Origin of the sequence: Roseitalea sp. MMSF_3546, assembly GCF_030732865.1 — a bacterium.
In the GTDB taxonomy this organism is placed as follows: Bacteria; Pseudomonadota; Alphaproteobacteria; order Rhizobiales; family Rhizobiaceae; genus Roseitalea.
The window spans coordinates 23,802-40,133 of the sequence record NZ_JASHKB010000014.1 but is presented as its reverse complement, the minus strand read 5'-3'; the positions used below and the strand labels follow the sequence as shown (position 1 = coordinate 40,133).

Here is a 16,332-nt window from a genome sequence, read left to right as displayed (position 1 = left end):
CTAGGCGTCCTGGCCGGTCATGAGTTGCGCCTGATGGTCGGCGGTCAGCGCGTCGATGATCTCGTCGAGATCGCCCATCATCACCCGGTCGAGCTTGTAGAGGGTGAGGTTGATGCGATGGTCGGTCACGCGCCCCTGCGGAAAATTGTAGGTACGGATGCGCTCGGACCTGTCGCCCGAACCCACTTGCAGCCGCCGCGCCTCCGAGCGCTCCTGGGCGGCCCTGCGGCGTTCTTCGTCATAAAGCCGGGTGCGCAGGATCTCCATGGCCCGGGCACGGTTCTGGTGCTGCGACTTCTCCGACTGGATGACGACGATGCCCGTTGGAACGTGCGTGATGCGCACCGCCGAATCGGTGGTGTTGACGTGCTGGCCGCCGGCGCCCGAGGCGCGCATGGTGTCGATGCGGATGTCCTCGTTCCTGATCTCGACGTCGACCTCCTCGGCCTTGGGCAGCACCGCAACGGTGGCCGCCGAGGTATGGATGCGCCCGCCGGTCTCGGTTTCGGGCACGCGCTGGACGCGATGGACACCGGACTCGAACTTCAGCCTCGAGAACACGCCGCGGCCCGACACCTGGGCGACGATCTCCTTGTAGCCGCCCGCATCGCCTTCGGATGCCGAGACGATCTCGACCTTCCAGCCATGATCGGCGGCATAGCGTTCGTACATGCGAAACAGATCGCCCGCGAACAGGGCCGCCTCGAGCCCGCCAGTGCCGGCGCGGATCTCGAGGATCGCATCGCGCGTATCGGCGGCATCGCGCGGCAGCAGCATGAGACGGATCTCGGCGGCCAGCGCGTCGATGCGCGCCGCGATATCGGCCCGTTCGGCTTCGGCCAGCGCCCGCATCTCCGCATCCGTATCGGGATCGTCGAGCATGGTCTCGATGTCGTCGCGCTCCTTCAGCGCGTGCCGATAGGCGCGGATCCGGCCGGCAATGCCTTCCAGTTCGGCATATTCGGCGGCAAGGCGCACATAGGTTTCGCTGTCGGGCCCTTCGGCCATCTGCGCTTCGAGCATGTCGAAGCGCTTGACCATCCGGTCGAGTTTGTCGGTCGGCAGTTCCATCATGGCGTGGGGTTGATATCCGCCTTTGGCGGACAGTCAAAGCGCAATGCCGCTGCTGTCGGCACTTTCGCCGATCAGACGATGGATATCGGTGGCGGTGGACCCGCTTTCAAGGGCGTCGGTCATGCGCTGCCTGAGCGTGCCGATCTCGGCCCGTATCAGTGCCGCCTTGACCGGCCCGATCGCCGCAGGCGACATGGACAGTGTCGTGATCCCCAACGCGGCCAGCGCCAGCGCCTCGGCCGGCCGGCCTGCCATCTCGCCGCACAGCGCCAGGGGCGTGCCGTGCCGGCGGGCGGCGTCGGCGGCCGATTTCAGCGCGCGCAGGAATGTCGGACCGAGCGTGTCGAACCGGTCCGCGATGCGCGTATTGCCGCGGTCGGCGGCGTGCATGAACTGGAACAGATCGTTCGAGCCGATCGAGACGAAGTCGGCCTTGCCCATCAGCCCGTCCAGATCGAACAGCAGCGACGGCACCTCGAGCATGGCGCCGATGCGCAGCTTGAGCGGCAGGCCGTGGCCGAAGCGCGACAGATGCTTGACCTCGCGCGTGATCATGGCGCGCGCCCTGTCGATCTCGGCCAGTTCGGTGACCATGGGCAGCATGAGGCGCAACTCGCGGCCCGCCGCCGCCTTGAGCAGCGCGCGCACCTGGGTGCGCAGAAGGCCGGGCCGGTCGAGCGCCAGGCGCATGGCGCGCCAGCCGAGCGCCGGGTTCTCCTCCTCTGGCGCATTGCGGAAATAGGGCAGCACCTTGTCGCCGCCGATATCGAGCGTGCGGAAGGTGACGGGCCTTTGCCCGGCGGCATCGAGGACCGAGCCGTAGAGCCGCTCCTGTGCCTCGGCGCGCGGAAACGTGGCCGCGATCATGAACTGCAACTCGGTGCGGAACAGCCCGATGCCCTGCGCGCCGGACTGCTCGAGTTGCGGCAGGTCGACGAGCAGGCCGGCATTCATCAGCAGCGAGAAGGGCTCGCCATCGGCGGTCAGCGAAGGCTCGGCGCGCAGCGAACGGTATTCGGCCTGGCGCCGCGCGCGGAACCGCACCTTTTCGGCATAGGCCGCCTCGACATCGGGCTGCGGGCGCAGATGCACCTGCCCGGCAAGGCCGTCGACGATGATCTCGTCGGCGGCGTTGGCCATGGCGACGACGCCCTTGATGTGGCCGGCGACGGGAATGCCCATGGCGCGCGCGACGATCACCACATGGCTTGTCGGCGCGCCATGCTCGAGCACCAGCCCGCGCACCCGTTCGCGCGGATAGTCGAGCAGTTCGGCCGCCCCCATATTGCGCGCCACGATGATGGCGTCGCCCGGAAGCGAGCGCGCCCGATGGCTGGCATCGCCGCTGATCAATTGGCGCAGCAGGCGATTGGCCAGATCGTCGAAATCGCTCATGCGCTCGCGCAGATAGGGGTCGGTGATGGTGCCCATGCGCGCGCGCATGTCGCTTTGCACCTTCTCGACGCCCGCCTCGGCGGTCAGCCCGTTGCGGATCGCCTCTTCCATGCGGTCGACCCAGCCCTTGTCATGGGCGAACATGCGATAGGTTTCCAGAACATCGCGATGCTCGCCCTCGAACGCGACATCGCCGCGCGAGAGCATGTCGTCGATGGTCAGACGCAGGCCGGACAGGGCACGGGCGAGCCGGCCGAGCTCGGCCTCGGTGTCGTCGTTGAACAGGTTGGTGACGACCACGCGTGGTTCGTGCAGCACCACATGGCCAAGGCCGATGCCCTCGGACAAAGCGGCGCCGTGCAGCGTGACCGGCTTGGCGAGATCGAGTTCGACCCCGGTCGACGACAGGCTCTTCAGGTCGCCGGTGGCGATCATCTCGCCGATGACCATGGCGACGGTCTCCAGCGCTTCGGCCTCGTCGTCGCCATAGACCCGGTGCGCCTCGTTCTGCACGACGAGCACCCCCAGCGTGCGGCCGGCACGCAGGATCGGCACGCCAAGGAAGGAGTGATAGAGCTCCTCGCCGGTCTCGGGCAGATATTCGAAGGCGGGATGCTTTTGCGCCTCGGCCAGGTTGAGCGGGCGCGAGGCGGCCGCAATGGTGCCGACCAGGCCCTGGCCGAGGCGCAGCTGCGACAGGTGCACCGCGTTGGGGTTCAGACCGATCGTGGCATAGAGCTCGAGCACGCCGTCGGCGCGCAGCGCATAGACCGAGCACACCTCGGCGACCAGCGACTGGGCGATCTGGCCAACCATGCGGTCGAGCCGGTCCTGCGGGGCGAGCGGCTCGGCCATGATCTCGCGGATCCGCTTGAGCAGCAGCCGCGAGCTGGCATCCTTGTCGCGCAATTGGTCGCGCATCGCGTTCGGCCCCTCATGACGCCGGGTCTGGTCCTGTGCCAATCTGGACCGGGGCGTCAGACCTTGTCGAGCCCGTAGACGCCATGAAGCGTGCGCACGGCCAGTTCGGCATACGGACCGTCGATCAGGATCGAGATCTTGATCTCGGACGTCGTGATGGCGCGAATGTTGATCGACTTGTCCGCAAGCGCGCGGAAGGCGGTCGCCGCAACGCCGGCATGGCTGCGCATGCCGATGCCGATGACCGAGACCTTGGCCAGCCCGGTCTCGGACTGGACCGTGTCATAGCCGATGGCGTCCTTGTTGGCCTCGAGCGCGACCAGTGCCTTGTCGACATCGCCCGAGGGCACGGTGAAGGTCATGTCCGTGTAGGTGCCGTCGGCGGAGATGTTCTGAACGATCATGTCGACATTGATGCCGCTTTCGGCCAGCGGACCGAAGATCGCCGCCGAAACGCCGGGCCGGTCTTCCAGGCGACGCAGCGAAATCTGGGCCTCGTCCTTGGCATAGGCGATGCCGGTGACGGTTTCGTGTTCCAAGATCTCGTCCTCACTGCAGATCAGCGTTCCGGGCGGATTGTCGAAATCGCCCATGCCCGGCGCGTCGGGGGCCTCGAAACTGGAGCGCACGAAGGTGCGCACATTGTGGACCATCGCCATTTCGACCGAGCGCACCTGCAGCACCTTGGCGCCGAGCGAGGCCATTTCCAGCATTTCCTCGAACGATACCCGGGCGAGCCGGCGCGCCTTGGGTTCGACGCGCGGGTCGGTGGTGTAGACGCCGTCGACATCGGTGTAGATGTCGCAGCGGTCGGCGCCGACGGCGGCGGCGACGGCGACCGCGCTGGTGTCCGAACCGCCCCGGCCGAGCGTGGCGATGCGGTTGTCCGGGCCGATGCCCTGAAAGCCGGCTATGACCGCCACCTGGCCCATCTCGAAGCGCTCGATCAGCCGGGCGCTGTCGATCGCGTCGATGCGCGCCGCCCCGTGGGCGCTGTCGGTCCTCAGCGGAATCTGCCAGCCCTGCCAGGAACGCGCGTCGACGCCCATCGATTGCAGCGCGATGGCGAGCAGGCCGCTGGTCACCTGTTCGCCGGAAGAGACGATGGTGTCGTATTCGCGCGCGTCGTAGAAGGAGGCATTGGCGCCGGCGACGATCGGCATCTTCTCGACCCAGCCGACCAGTTCGTTGGTCCTGCCGGCCATGGCCGACACCACCACGGCGACCTGGTGGCCGGCATCGACCTCGCGCTTGACGTGGCGGGCCACATTGCAGATGCGGTCCAGATCGGCGACGGAGGTGCCGCCGAATTTCATGACGATGCGGGCCATTGGATGAAGCGTGCGCGTGCGGCGGATCGGGGTTGGGCGGTGCATAGCGAAATGCGCCCGCGCCCGCAAGCAGGGCGCTCATGCGTCGCCGTGGACGGCTTGACTTGCCGCGGCGGGCGCCCGAGTTGATAGGAAAACGCAGGACGGAGCGCGATGATGACCGAAACCACCGTCGACCAGGCCGAGGTGGACCGTTTTTCCAAGCTTGCCGAGGAGTGGTGGAACCCCAAGGGCAAATTCAGACCGCTGCACAAGTTCAACCCGGTGCGGCTGACCTATATCCGTGACACCGTGGCGACACATTACGGCACCGATCCCAAGGGCGAGAAGCCGTTGGCGGGCCTGCGGCTTCTCGACATCGGCTGCGGCGGCGGGCTGCTCAGCGAGCCGATGGCGCGGCTCGGCGCCGAGGTCGTGGGCGCCGATGCGTCGGAAACCAATATCGAGGTGGCGAAGCTGCATGCCGACTATTCGGGCCTAGGCATCGACTACCGCGCCACGACCTCCGAAGCGCTTCAGGAGGCCGGCGAGACGTTCGACGTGATCCTGAACATGGAGGTCGTCGAGCACGTCGCGGATGTCGAGCTGTTCCTGAAGTCCTGCGCGGCGATGGTGCGGCCGGGCGGGCTGATGTTCATCGCCACCATCAACCGCACGATGAAGGCCTGGGGCCTGGCGATCATCGGCGCCGAATACGTGCTGGGCTGGCTGCCGAGGGGCACGCATCAATACGAGCGGCTGGTCCGACCCGGCGAGATCGACGCCGCGCTGTCTGGCACGGGCATGCAGGTCTTTGCGCGCTCGGGCGTGTCCTACGCCCCGCTCGCCGACGCGTGGCGGTTGTCCAGGGACATGGACGTCAACTACATGGTCGTGGCGAAGCGGGCAAAGTGATCCGGGCAATTCCGATGAGCGCCCGACGCGCTCGCGCCGATCGGTCATGCATCGCCATCACGCCGTCAGTTCTGCTCCTCGGGCAGATCGACCAGCGGCATGATCTCGACACCCTCGTCGACCAGGCTTTCGACCTCGTCGGTCGTCGCCGTGCCGTAGATCGGCTTGGCGTCGGTCTCGCCATAATGCATCTTGCGCGCCTCCTCGGGAAAGCGCGCGCCGACATTGTCGGCATTGTCCTTCACCTGGCGGGTGATCTCGCGCATCTTCTGCATCAGTTCGCGCTGCATCGCCTTGCCGGCGGCGACCATGATCGCCTGCTTGCGCTCGTCCTTGGCGCGGCCGGTGGCGATGGCCGGCGCCATCAGCGCCTTTTGCACCTGGTTCGAGCCGCAGACCGGGCATTCGACGAAGCCGCGCCGGGCCTGCGTCTCGTAATCGTCGTTCGAGCGGAACCACGCCTCGAAATCATGGGCGTTGTCGCAATGCAGCGTGAATTTCACCGGTTCGTCCCATCTTCTTGTTCAGGTTGGCCGCCATAGCCGCGGGCGTTCCTGAGACTGGGTATTCTGGCGCGCGCGGCGCCGACTTCCGAAAGGTCGATCGTGGCGGCGATCACGCCGGGTTCGTCATCGGCCTTTTCGGCAACGATCCGCCCCCAGGGATCGACGATCATCGAATGGCCATAGGTCTGGCGCCCGTCCTCATGATCCCCGCCCTGCGCGGCGGCGATCATGAAGGCGCCATTTTCGATCGCGCGGGCGCGCAGCAGCACGTGCCAGTGCGCCTGGCCGGTCTGCCGGGTGAAGGCCGCCGGCGCGGTCAAGACCGTCGCGCCCGCCATCGCCAGGTCGCGGAACAGATGCGCAAAGCGCAGATCATAGCAGATCGCAAGTCCGACCGTGGTGCCGTCAATGCCGCAGATCACCATGCGGTCGCCCGGCGCGTAGATGGCCGATTCGCGCCAGCTCTCGCCATGGTCCAGATCGACATCGAACATGTGGATCTTGTCATAGGTCGCCGCAAGCCCGCCATCGGGCGCAAAGAGCGCCGCCCGGTTGGCGACCCTTCCGCCATCGCGGGCGACAGGGGTGGAGCCGACATGCAGCCACAGGCGGTGATCGGCCGCCAGTTGCGAGGCGCGCGCGAACAGCGGATCGCCGGCCTGATCGGCGATCGCGGCCATCAGCGCGGCGCGGTCCTTCTGCACCAGGCCGGTCATTTCGGGCGTTTGCACATAGTCCGCGCCGCCGGCCGCCGCCTCGGCCACCAGCTCGGTGAAATCGGCGACGTTGCGGGCGACATCGGTGCCCGAGCGCATCTGGATGGCGGCGACGCGCATGGGGGCCTATGCGGCCAGGAGCGGGTCGAGCTTGCCCGCCCGTTCCATGGCCATCAGATCGTCGCAGCCGCCGACATGCGTCTGGCCGATGAAGATCTGCGGAAAGGTCGACCGGCCGTTCGCCTTCTGGATCATCTCGCGCTTGAGGGCGGGATCGAAGGTCGCGTCATGCTCGCGATAGGCCACGCCCTTGGCGTCGAGAAGCCGCTTGGCCGCGGTGCAAAAGCCGCACATCTTGCGGGTGTAGATGGTCACTTGCGCCATGTCGCTCGATCCCGATCGCGTTGGTTTCGCACCGCATATAGGCGGGCCTGGCGCGCCGGGAAAGGCCCCGCGTGCCGCCGGGCGGGCGCTTCAGCCGTCGCGGCCGGGCACGACGCGCGAAAACGTCAGCACGTCCACCCCCGTGGCGCCGGCCCGATTGAGCGCGCGGGCGGCGGCGTTGATCGTCGCGCCCGTCGTCAGCACGTCGTCGATCAGCAGGATGCGCCGGCCGGCCACAGCGATGCGCCCGCCCTCGGGCACGGCGAAGACGCCGCGCACATTGGCGTCGCGCTGTCTTGCGGTCAGGCCGACCTGCGGCCGGGTCGCGCGGCGGCGCACGAGCGCGGCCGGCTGCATGGGCAGGCCCGTGCGTGCGCCGACGGCTCGGGCCAGTTCGGCGGACTGGTTGTAGCGTCGCCGCCAGAACCGCAGCCGGTGCAGCGGCACCGGCACGATGACGTCGCAGTCGGCGAGCAGATCGGCCCCGGCGCGGACCATCCATCGCGCCATCCATGGCGCAAGGTGCGTCCGGTCCCCATATTTGAGGCGGGTGGCCAACTGCCGTGCAATGGCGGCATGCACGCACGCCGCCCGTGCGCGCTCGTAGTCGGGCGGGTTGGCCATTGCCTCGGCCGAGACCAGCATGTCGCCGAAATCATGGGCGAAGGGCGCGCCCGTCACGGCGCAATAGGGACGCTCGATGAAGGCGATCTGCGGCCAGCACTGCGTGCACAGTCCGCCCTGGCGGTCGACATGCCGGCCACAGGCAAGGCAAGCGTCGGGGAACAGCACCGCGGCGGTTGCACGGCTTGCCTTGTGCGCCCATTGACGCATCTGCAACAATTCATCGCCTCCCGCACCCGATCGGAGCCAGCGGTCTTGACCAAACCCATTATCGACAAAAAGCAGGTGGCGGCAAACCGGGCGCGCGCCGAGCGGCTGGCGGTGCCCGGCGCCGATGTCCTGTTCGCGCGCGCGCTCGACGAGCTGTCCGACCGCCTGGCCGTCGTCCGGCGCGATTTCGCGCGGGCGCTGGCCGTCGGGCCACTGGCCGAAAGGGTGTGCGCGCGGCTTGCCGCCTCGGGAAAGGTGGCAAAGGCCGAACCGGCGGTCGTGGACGAGGCGGAGGTGCTCGTCGCGGACCCGCGCTCGGCCGATCTGATCGTTTCGCTGATGCATCTGCACCAGGTCGACGACGTGCCCGGCCTGCTGATCCAGATGCGGCGGGTCCTCGAGCCCGACGGCCTGCTGCTGGCCTGCGTGCCCGCGAGCGGGACGCTCGCCGAACTGCGCAAGAGCCTGCTCGAGGCCGAGACGGCGGTGACGGGCGGGGCGAGCCCGCGCGTGCTGCCCTTCATGGATGTGCGCGATGCCGGCGCGCTTCTGCAACGGGCGGGCCTGGCCATGCCGGTGACCGACACCGATGCGATCGATGTGCGCTATGACACCATGTTCGATCTGATGGCCGATCTGCGTGCGATGGGCGCCACCAACACGCTGCTGGCCCGGCGCCGCAACCCGACGCCCAGGCGGGTCTTCTTCGAGGCGGAGCGGCGCTATGCCGACGATCACGCCGACCCGGACGGGCGGGTGCGCGCCAGCTTCGCCTTCGTGTGGATGTCGGGATGGGCGCCCTCGGAGAGCCAGCCCCGGCCGCTGGCGCCGGGCAGTGCGACGCACAGCCTGGCCGATGCTCTGAAGGACCGCAGTGGCGGTTGACCGGTGAAGGGGGAAGGGCGGGACCCGGTCTCGGCCGGTCAGTCCATCGCCTGCAGAATCTGCGACTCGTTGGAGTTGAACATGTTGGTCACCGAGGTGCCGACGAACTGGAAACCGCCCAGGGCGACCAGCGTCACAAGGCTGGCGACCAGCGCGTATTCGACCGCGGTCGCGCCTTGCTCGTCTGTGAAGAACCGATGCAGCATGCTAACCTCTCTCACGCGACGTCATCGTAAGGTGCGTCGGTTAAAAGTGGTTAATGGCCGCGCCGAAGCCAGCAGGCCTTTGCCGAATTGGTGAACGGGCGATTGACCGGAGCGATCGGATTCAACAGTCGCCCGAGCGCGTGCCGTCGGCGCGTATGATGCACACCGATGCCGGCGAGGGCTGCAGCACGCTGCGGCGAACCGTGTAGCTCGAACGGTTCGGTGTCGAGGCGGTGGTGATCATGTCGATCCCGGCCGCGCCAGTCAGGTTGCGCGCGCCGCGGTCGAGCAGCGGCGTCACGAACAGCGCCATGGCGATGGCAAGAACGCCGAACAGCATGCTGGCGCGGATCGCCCCGTTGCTCCAGTCGAGCATGCGCGAGCGTGTCCAGGCGCTCGTTTCAAGCCATTGATCGTCGTCTTGCATCGGACGCACCCCGTATACCGCGCAAACCGGGGACGCAACCTTGCCCGAACGACCCCGTGTCAATCAAATTGCCACGACACGCTAAATGATTGATTAACGCCGGTTTCACGCGACGGTGGCGGCGCGGTTGCACGGGGTCGCTAAAGAAGCTCCTCGAGCGCCGGAATCAGCGGCGCATCGGCCTCGGGCATCGGATACTCGCGCAATTGACGCGCACGCACCCATTTCAGCGTCTGGTTCTCAAGCGGCCGCGGGATGCCGTCATATTTGCGGCAGACGTAAAGCGGCATCAGCAGATGAAAGTCGGTATAGCTGTGGCTGGCGAAGGTCAGTGGCGCCAGGCAGGCCGGTTCGGTGAGAATGCCCAGTTCCTCGCGCAGCTCGCGCACCAGCGCCGCCTCGGGCGTTTCGTCGGCCTCGAACTTGCCGCCCGGGAATTCCCAAAGCCCGGCCATCGCCTTGCCGTCCGGTCGCCGGCTGATCAGCACGCGGTTGTCCCGGTCCACGAGCGCGCAGGCGGCGACGAGCATGAGCGGCAAGCGCGACGTTGCCTGCACGTCAGGGGTCCTGGTCGGGGCGGGTGCGGTAGACATAGCGATAGATCTCCTCGAACCCCATGCGCTCGTACAGGCCCACGGCGGCGGTGTTGGCGTCCTCGACCTGCAGCCAGCCGGTCCGCGCGCCCTGCGCCGCAGCCCATCTGAGCGCGGCGCGCACGATCGAACGGCCATAGCCGCGATTGCGGGCGCCGCGTCGGACGGTGATGTCGAACAGGCCGGCCATCTCGTTGTCGTGCACGCACAGGGCGGTCGCCGTGGGCCCTTCCGCGTCGGCGAGCACGAACATGCCCCGGCGCGGCCGGATCGACTCCAGCAGTTCCGTCATGCCGGCCTTGCTGACTGCCCCGGCACCGTGCAACGCGATGGAGGCGTCCACGAAGTGGCCGACATCGCGCAGCGGAAGAAGGTCGTAGCTGCCGTGCAGATCCATCTCGTCGAGCCGGGCGGTCATCACCCGGGTCTCGTCGGCGCGCAGCCAGCCCTCGGCGTTCAGATGCGCCTGCAGCGAGGCCGGCGCCAGCGGCGACAGCCGGAACACGACCGGTCGCAAATAGGCTTCAAAGCGCTTCTCGATGCGCGCGATGCGCTGCTCGATGTCGCGACTGTCGGCCGGGTCGAGCGGATTGACCGAGTTCAGCCGGCGCGAGGGATGGCTGGCCGTCAGCCGGATCGCCCAGCTGCCGTCATAATGCACGCTCGCCGCCGGCCAGGCGCGAAAGCCGATCGCTTCCATGCGGCGAACCGTGGCGAGGTTGGGCATTTGCGGCCTTTCAACTCCGATAATCGCCATTGATGGCAACATAGTCCTTGGTCAGGTCGCAGCCCCAGGCGGTGAACGCGCCCTCGCCCAGATGAAGATCGATCGCGATCACGATCTCGGCGGACTTCATGTACCGGCTCATCGCCGCTTCGTCATAGTGCGCCGCACGCTCGCCGGCCTGCGCGGCCGGCAGGTCGCCGAAGGCGATGTCCAGAAGGTCGCGTTCGGCCGGCTCGCCCGCCTTGCCGACGGCCATGACGATGCGGCCCCAATTGGCGTCCTCGCCGGCCAGCGCCGTCTTGACCAGCGGCGAGTTGGCAACCGACAGCGCGATGCGGCGCGCCGAGCCGTCCGAGACCGCGCCCGAGACCTCAACGCGCATCAGCTTGCGCGCGCCCTCGCCGTCGCGCACGATCTGAAGCGCCAGATCCTGCATGATCGCATGCAACGCTTCGGAAAACCGCAGGAAACGCGGATCGTCGACATGCTCGATCGGCGCGATGCCCGCCGTGCCGGTGGCAAAGGCGAGCACCGTGTCGGAGGTGGAGGTGTCGGAATCGACGGTGATGGCGTTGAACGTCGTCGTCACATGGCCGTCGAGCAGCGCCTGAAGCAGCGGGGCAGTGATCGGCGCATCGGTGACGACATAGGCCAGCATGGTCGCCATGTCCGGGGCGATCATGCCCGAGCCCTTGGCGATGCCGTTGATCGTGACGCTGCCCTCGCCCAGCGCAACGCTGCGCGTTGCCAGCTTGGGAAAGGTGTCCGTCGTCATGATGGCCTCGGCGGCGGCGCGCCAGCCATCGGGCCCTGCCGCCTGAAGGGTTGCCTGCAGCACCCCGTCCAGGCGCGAGGCGTCGAGCGGTTCGCCGATGACGCCGGTCGAGGACAGGAACACCGCGTTCGTCTCGCAGCCGGTGGCCGCCGCGGCCATCGCGGCGGTCAGCGCCGTCGCCTCGACACCCTTCCTGCCGGTGAAGGCGTTGGCGTTGCCGGCATTGACGACGAGCACGCGCGCGACACCGCCGGCCAGATGGGTGCGGCACAGGTCGACCGGCGCCGACGGGCAGCGCGACTGGGTGAACACGCCGGCGACGGCCGCCGGGGCGTCGAACACCATCACCATGAGGTCCTTGCGGCCCCGATACTTGATGCCGGCCTCGGCGGCGGCCAGTCGCACGCCATCGATTGCCGGCAGTGTCGCCGGCACGGCCGGCGCCAGAGGCGATCGCGGCAGCGTCATCGGCGGCGAGCCTTATTGGGGCTCGGACGGCGCGTTGACGCCGGCGGCGATCGCCGCGTCATAGGCGGCCTTGAGCTCGGGATCGTTGATGTCGATTTCGGCGCTCTCGCGCAGATCCTGCAAAAGATCCATGTATCTCTCGCGCAGAAGCAGCGAGCGGACCTGCTGCGAGACCTGTTCGAATGGCGGCGGCTGCACCGGGCGGCGATCCTCGACCTTGATGACGTGCCAGCCGAAATCGGTCTGCACCGGCTCCTGCGTGAAGCTGCCCGGATCGAGTTCGAACGCGGCCTGCTCGAAAGGCTCGACCATGCGGCCGCGCGTGAAGTAGCCCAGATCGCCGCCGCGCGGTCCGGACGGCCCGGTCGAGCGTTCGGCGGCCAGTTCGGCGAAGTCGGCGCCGCCCTCGAGCGCGTCGATGACCGCCTCGGCGTCCTCGCGGGTCTCGACCAGAATGTGCCGCGCGCGGATCTCGTTCTCGGCGGGCGCCGAAGCGATCTCGCTGTCATAGCGGGCGCGTACGTCTTCCTCGTCGATCTCGTCGACGACCTCGGACTGGAAGTAGGCGTTGTGCAAGGCGCGGTCGCGCAGGAAGTCCAGACGGGCCTGAAACGCTTCGGTCTCGTCCATCTCGGCCCGTTCGGCGCCCTCAGCCATAAGCTTGATGTCGATCAGCGCCATCAGCGCGGCGAAGCGCTGCTGGGCGGGCGGCACCTGGCCGAGCTGGTCGGCCAGATCGCCGATCGCAAAGGCGATGTCGCGATTGGTCACCTCCTCGCCGGCGATCGTGCCGATCACCGCGTCCGGATCGGGCGCGGCGGCCTCGGTCTCGTCCTGGGCGTGGGCGGTGCCGCCGATTCCCAGCGGCACGGCCAGGCTCATGGCGAGGGCGAACGCCTTGGCGATCCCGTGGCGTTTCGTCGAGTGGAGGCGTAAATTCATGGTTCACCGGTCCTTTGCGGGTTCGGTTCGGGTTCCTTGATTGGTCTGGTGCCACCGGCGCGACCGGCGGCGATCACCCGGGAGCGGGGCGGCCGGGCAGCGTTGACAAGCATTTGTGCCACTCTTATCTGTCCCCCAACCCGGCGTCCACCGTGCATTTTGGGTGTTCTGACAAGGCGCGCTGCGCCTTCGTTGATTGCGTGCCGCCCGGATTCTGCAAGGTCGCCCTTCAATTGATCGAAAGGCCGTAGTCCATGGTCAGTTTTGCCGGATTTGCCCGCAAGATATTCGGAAGCTCCAATGACAGGCGTGTGAAATCCGAGCGGCCGCGCGTTGCCCAGATCAGTGCCCTCGAGCCGCAGATGCAGGCCCTCAGCGACGAGGAACTGCGCGCCAAGACCGGCGAGTTCCGCGAGCGGCTCGAGCAGGGCGCCAAGCTCGACGACCTTCTGGTCGAGGCATTCGCGGTCGTTCGCGAGGCTTCGGTGCGCGCGGTCGGCATGCGTCCCTTCGACGTTCAGCTGATCGGCGGCATGGTGTTGCATGAGGGCTCCATTGCGGAAATGCGCACCGGCGAGGGCAAGACGCTGGTCGCCACCCTGCCTGTGTATCTGAATGCATTGACCGGCAAGGGAGTTCACGTCGTCACGGTGAACGACTATCTGGCCCGGCGCGACGCCGAGTGGATGGGGCGGCTTTACGGGTTTCTCGGCCTGAGCGTCGGCGTGATCGTGCACGGCATGGACGATGCGGCGCGCAAGGCGGCCTATGGCTGCGATGTCACCTATGGCACCAACAACGAGTTCGGTTTCGATTATCTGCGCGACAACATGAAGTACGAGCGCGCGCAGATGGTTCAGCGCGGCCATGCCTATGCCATCATCGACGAGGTGGACTCCATCCTGATCGACGAGGCGCGCACGCCGCTGATCATCTCCGGTCCGCTCGAGGACCGCTCCGAGCTCTATGTCCAGATCGACAAGTTCATTCCCGGGCTCGCCGAAGACGACTACACCATCGACGAGAAGCAGCGTTCGGCGACCTTCACCGAGGAGGGTACCGAGAAGGTCGAGCGCATGCTCGAGGAAGCCGGTCTTCTGAAGGGCGAGAACCTTTATGACGTCGAGAACGTCTCGGTGGTCCACCACCTGAACAATGCGCTCAAGGCGCACAAGCTGTTCCAGCGCGACAAGGACTACATCGTCAAGGGCGACGATCTGATCATCATCGACGAGTTCACCGGCCGCCAGATGCCCGGCCGCCGCTTCTCCGAAGGGCTGCACCAGGCGCTCGAGGCCAAGGAACAGGTGACGATCCAGCCCGAGAACCAGACGCTGGCCTCGGTCACCTTCCAGAACTATTTCCGGATGTACGACAAGCTGGCCGGCATGACCGGCACGGCGGCGACCGAAGCCGAGGAGTTCGGCAACATCTACGGGCTGGGCGTGGTCGAGATCCCGACCAACGTGCCGGTGATCCGCGCCGACGAGGATGACGAGGTCTATCGCACGGTCGAGGAGAAGTACGATGCGGTGGTGCTCGACATCATCGACAGCCAGAGCCGCGGCCAGCCGGTCCTGGTCGGCACGACCTCGATCGAGAAGTCGGAAGTGCTGTCGCGCATGCTCACCGACAAGAAGTTCCTCAAGGAGCTCGCCGAGCGGCTGAAGAAACGGCTCGATGCACTCAAGGCCGGCAAGGAGCCGGAGTTGCGCTCGTTCCTTGAAGGTGCGCTCGAGCACGTCAACGCGGCGCTCAAGGCCGGTGGGGTCAAGCACGAGGTGCTCAATGCCCGCCAGCACGAGCGCGAGGCGTTCATCGTCGCCCAGGCCGGCGTGCCCGGCGCAGTGACGATCGCCACCAACATGGCCGGGCGCGGCACCGACATCAAGCTGGGCGGCAATGCCGAGATGCGCGTGGCGCAGGAGCTGGGCGACATGCCCGAGGGCGACGAGCGCCGGGCCCGGCAGGAGGCGATCGAGGCCGAGGTCGAAAAGCTCACGCAGCAGGCGCTGGAAGCCGGCGGGCTGTATGTGCTCGCCACCGAGCGGCACGAAAGCCGGCGCATCGACAACCAGTTGCGCGGCCGGTCGGGCCGGCAGGGCGATCCGGGCAAGTCGAAGTTCTACCTGTCGCTTCAGGACGACCTGATGCGCATTTTCGGCTCGGACCGCATGGACGGCATGCTCAAGAAACTCGGCCTGCAGGAGGGCGAGGCGATCGTCCATCCCTGGATCAACAAGGCGCTGGAGAAGGCGCAGAAGAAGGTCGAGGCGCGCAATTTCGACATCCGCAAGAACCTGCTCAAGTTCGACGATGTGATGAACGACCAGCGCACGGTCGTCTTCGAGCAGCGGCTCGAGCTGATGGACGGCGAAAACGTCGCCGAGACGGTCACCGAGATGCGCCACGAGGTGATCGAGACCATGGTCACCGAGCACATTCCCGAAAAGGCCTATGCCGAGCAGTGGGATGTCAAGGGCCTGAAGGAAGAGGTGCTCAAGACGCTCAATCTCGACCTGCCGATCGAGGCCTGGGCCGAAGAGGAGGGCATCGCCGAGGACGACATCCTGGAGCGGCTGACCGCGGCCGCCGACAAGGCCGCCGCCGAGCGCAGCGAGCGCTTCGGCGCCGAGATCATGGCCTATGTCGAAAAGTCCATCATCCTGCAGACGCTCGATCATCTGTGGCGCGAGCATCTGGTCAATCTGGACCATCTGCGCTCGGTGATCGGCTTCCGCGGCTACGGCCAGCGCGACCCGCTGCAGGAGTACAAGTCCGAGGCCTTCGAGCTGTTCCAGGCCATGCTCGCCAATCTGCGCAAGATGGTCACCGCGCAGATGATGCGCGTCGAGATCGTGCAGGAGGCGGCAAAGGCGCCCGAGCCGGAGGTGCCGGAAATGGTCGGCCATCACGCCGACCCGCAGACGGGCGAGGAAGAAATGGGGCGCGAGGCGCGCACCTCGGCGACCGCCGCCGGCATTATCGCGGCGGCGACCGGTCAGGTGGCGCCCGAACAGCGCAATCCCGACGATCCCAGCACCTGGGGCAAGGTGGGCCGCAACGAGGCGTGTCCGTGCGGGTCGGGCAAGAAATTCAAGCACTGCCACGGCGCGTTCGTATAGGGTCGCAAGCCGTTTACCCGCGGGGATCCCCGCGCCGGCCGATCACACTTGCGTGCGCGCGCCGCCGGCCAATAAAATCTTAAGCGCGGCGCGCTAGACCGGAACCCGTTGCATGACAATGCGCGGGTT

Annotated in this window: 16 protein-coding genes; 3 read left to right on the top strand and 13 right to left on the bottom strand. The window is 67.2% G+C overall.

Annotated elements, in window-relative coordinates:
* Genes prfA through RBB34_RS12270 form a run of 3 tightly spaced genes read right to left on the bottom strand, consistent with a single transcriptional unit; the run spans position 1 to position 4,721 of the window.
* On the bottom strand, positions 1–1,074 hold the full coding sequence (prfA, locus tag RBB34_RS12280; RefSeq protein WP_306119516.1) for a peptide chain release factor 1: 1,074 nt from the start codon (positions 1,072–1,074) through the stop codon (positions 1–3).
* A 33-nt stretch (positions 1,075–1,107) separates the two neighbouring features.
* Positions 1,108–3,390: a phosphoenolpyruvate--protein phosphotransferase gene (gene ptsP, locus RBB34_RS12275; protein WP_306119515.1), complete on the bottom strand. Its 2,283-nt coding sequence runs from the start codon at positions 3,388–3,390 to the stop codon at positions 1,108–1,110.
* Between the two features lie 56 nt (positions 3,391–3,446).
* On the bottom strand, positions 3,447–4,721 hold the full coding sequence (locus tag RBB34_RS12270; protein ID WP_306119514.1) for an aspartate kinase: 1,275 nt from the start codon (positions 4,719–4,721) through the stop codon (positions 3,447–3,449).
* 156 nt (positions 4,722–4,877) lie between these two features.
* Between RBB34_RS12270 and ubiG the strand changes: the two genes are divergently transcribed.
* Positions 4,878–5,615, top strand: a complete 738-nt coding sequence (ubiG, locus tag RBB34_RS12265; RefSeq protein ID WP_306119513.1) for a bifunctional 2-polyprenyl-6-hydroxyphenol methylase/3-demethylubiquinol 3-O-methyltransferase UbiG — start codon at positions 4,878–4,880, stop codon at positions 5,613–5,615.
* A 65-nt stretch (positions 5,616–5,680) separates the two neighbouring features.
* Here ubiG and RBB34_RS12260 read toward each other — a convergent pair whose 3' ends face one another.
* The 4 genes from RBB34_RS12260 to RBB34_RS12245 all read right to left on the bottom strand — a co-directional run bounded on the left by RBB34_RS12260 (position 5,681) and on the right by RBB34_RS12245 (position 8,055).
* Positions 5,681–6,118, bottom strand: coding sequence for a DUF1178 family protein (locus RBB34_RS12260; protein ID WP_306119512.1), 438 nt, complete (start codon positions 6,116–6,118; stop codon positions 5,681–5,683).
* Positions 6,115–6,957, bottom strand: a complete 843-nt coding sequence (locus tag RBB34_RS12255) for a carbon-nitrogen hydrolase family protein (RefSeq protein ID WP_306119511.1) — start codon at positions 6,955–6,957, stop codon at positions 6,115–6,117. The genes RBB34_RS12260 and RBB34_RS12255 overlap by 4 nt, the downstream gene beginning before the upstream one ends.
* 6 nt (positions 6,958–6,963) lie before the next feature.
* Complete coding sequence (grxC, locus tag RBB34_RS12250) at positions 6,964–7,221, bottom strand: glutaredoxin 3 (protein WP_306119510.1); 258 nt, start codon at positions 7,219–7,221, stop codon at positions 6,964–6,966.
* A gap of 90 nt (positions 7,222–7,311) precedes the next feature.
* Positions 7,312–8,055: a ComF family protein gene (locus tag RBB34_RS12245; protein WP_306119573.1), complete on the bottom strand. Its 744-nt coding sequence runs from the start codon at positions 8,053–8,055 to the stop codon at positions 7,312–7,314.
* 45 nt (positions 8,056–8,100) lie between these two features.
* Here RBB34_RS12245 and RBB34_RS12240 point away from each other — a divergent pair, with 45 nt between their 5' ends.
* Positions 8,101–8,940, top strand: coding sequence for a methyltransferase domain-containing protein (locus RBB34_RS12240; RefSeq protein WP_306119509.1), 840 nt, complete (start codon positions 8,101–8,103; stop codon positions 8,938–8,940).
* A 38-nt stretch (positions 8,941–8,978) separates the two neighbouring features.
* Here RBB34_RS12240 and RBB34_RS12235 read toward each other — a convergent pair whose 3' ends face one another.
* From RBB34_RS12235 to RBB34_RS12210, 6 genes are all read right to left on the bottom strand, one after another.
* Positions 8,979–9,146 (bottom strand): Flp family type IVb pilin, encoded by a 168-nt coding sequence (locus RBB34_RS12235; protein ID WP_306119508.1) that lies wholly within the window; start codon positions 9,144–9,146, stop codon positions 8,979–8,981.
* Positions 9,147–9,267: 121 nt separating this feature from the next.
* A complete protein-coding gene (locus RBB34_RS12230; RefSeq protein WP_306119507.1) occupies positions 9,268–9,573 on the bottom strand; it encodes a hypothetical protein in 306 nt (101 codons plus the stop codon).
* Between the two features lie 140 nt (positions 9,574–9,713).
* Entirely contained in the window at positions 9,714–10,166 is a 453-nt protein-coding gene (locus RBB34_RS12225) for a (deoxy)nucleoside triphosphate pyrophosphohydrolase (RefSeq protein WP_306119506.1), read from the bottom strand.
* Entirely contained in the window at positions 10,132–10,893 is a 762-nt protein-coding gene (locus RBB34_RS12220) for a GNAT family N-acetyltransferase (protein WP_306119505.1), read from the bottom strand. Before RBB34_RS12220 ends, RBB34_RS12225 begins: the two co-directional genes overlap by 35 nt.
* A gap of 10 nt (positions 10,894–10,903) precedes the next feature.
* Positions 10,904–12,136: a bifunctional glutamate N-acetyltransferase/amino-acid acetyltransferase ArgJ gene (gene argJ, locus RBB34_RS12215; RefSeq protein WP_306119504.1), complete on the bottom strand. Its 1,233-nt coding sequence runs from the start codon at positions 12,134–12,136 to the stop codon at positions 10,904–10,906.
* A gap of 12 nt (positions 12,137–12,148) precedes the next feature.
* Positions 12,149–13,078, bottom strand: a complete 930-nt coding sequence (locus tag RBB34_RS12210; protein ID WP_306119503.1) for a peptidylprolyl isomerase — start codon at positions 13,076–13,078, stop codon at positions 12,149–12,151.
* Between the two features lie 254 nt (positions 13,079–13,332).
* Here RBB34_RS12210 and secA point away from each other — a divergent pair, with 254 nt between their 5' ends.
* Entirely contained in the window at positions 13,333–16,203 is a 2,871-nt protein-coding gene (secA, locus tag RBB34_RS12205) for a preprotein translocase subunit SecA (protein WP_306119502.1), read from the top strand.
* Positions 16,204–16,332: the final 129 nt, after the last annotated feature.

Coding starts and splice junctions, on each gene's coding strand:
- prfA (WP_306119516.1), bottom strand. CDS start 1,074: ATGATGGAACTGCCGACCGACAAACTCGACCGGATGGTCAAGCGCTTC.
- ptsP (WP_306119515.1), bottom strand. CDS start 3,390: ATGCGCGACCAATTGCGCGACAAGGATGCCAGCTCGCGGCTGCTGCTC.
- RBB34_RS12270 (WP_306119514.1), bottom strand. CDS start 4,721: ATGGCCCGCATCGTCATGAAATTCGGCGGCACCTCCGTCGCCGATCTG.
- ubiG (WP_306119513.1), top strand. CDS start 4,878: ATGACCGAAACCACCGTCGACCAGGCCGAGGTGGACCGTTTTTCCAAG.
- RBB34_RS12255 (WP_306119511.1), bottom strand. CDS start 6,957: ATGCGCGTCGCCGCCATCCAGATGCGCTCGGGCACCGATGTCGCCCGC.
- grxC (WP_306119510.1), bottom strand. CDS start 7,221: ATGGCGCAAGTGACCATCTACACCCGCAAGATGTGCGGCTTTTGCACC.
- RBB34_RS12245 (WP_306119573.1), bottom strand. CDS start 8,055: ATGCGTCAATGGGCGCACAAGGCAAGCCGTGCAACCGCCGCGGTGCTG.
- RBB34_RS12235 (WP_306119508.1), bottom strand. CDS start 9,146: ATGCTGCATCGGTTCTTCACAGACGAGCAAGGCGCGACCGCGGTCGAA.
- RBB34_RS12230 (WP_306119507.1), bottom strand. CDS start 9,573: ATGCAAGACGACGATCAATGGCTTGAAACGAGCGCCTGGACACGCTCG.
- RBB34_RS12225 (WP_306119506.1), bottom strand. CDS start 10,166: ATGTCTACCGCACCCGCCCCGACCAGGACCCCTGACGTGCAGGCAACG.
- RBB34_RS12220 (WP_306119505.1), bottom strand. CDS start 10,893: ATGCCCAACCTCGCCACGGTTCGCCGCATGGAAGCGATCGGCTTTCGC.
- argJ (WP_306119504.1), bottom strand. CDS start 12,136: ATGACGCTGCCGCGATCGCCTCTGGCGCCGGCCGTGCCGGCGACACTG.
- RBB34_RS12210 (WP_306119503.1), bottom strand. CDS start 13,078: ATGAATTTACGCCTCCACTCGACGAAACGCCACGGGATCGCCAAGGCG.
- secA (WP_306119502.1), top strand. CDS start 13,333: ATGGTCAGTTTTGCCGGATTTGCCCGCAAGATATTCGGAAGCTCCAAT.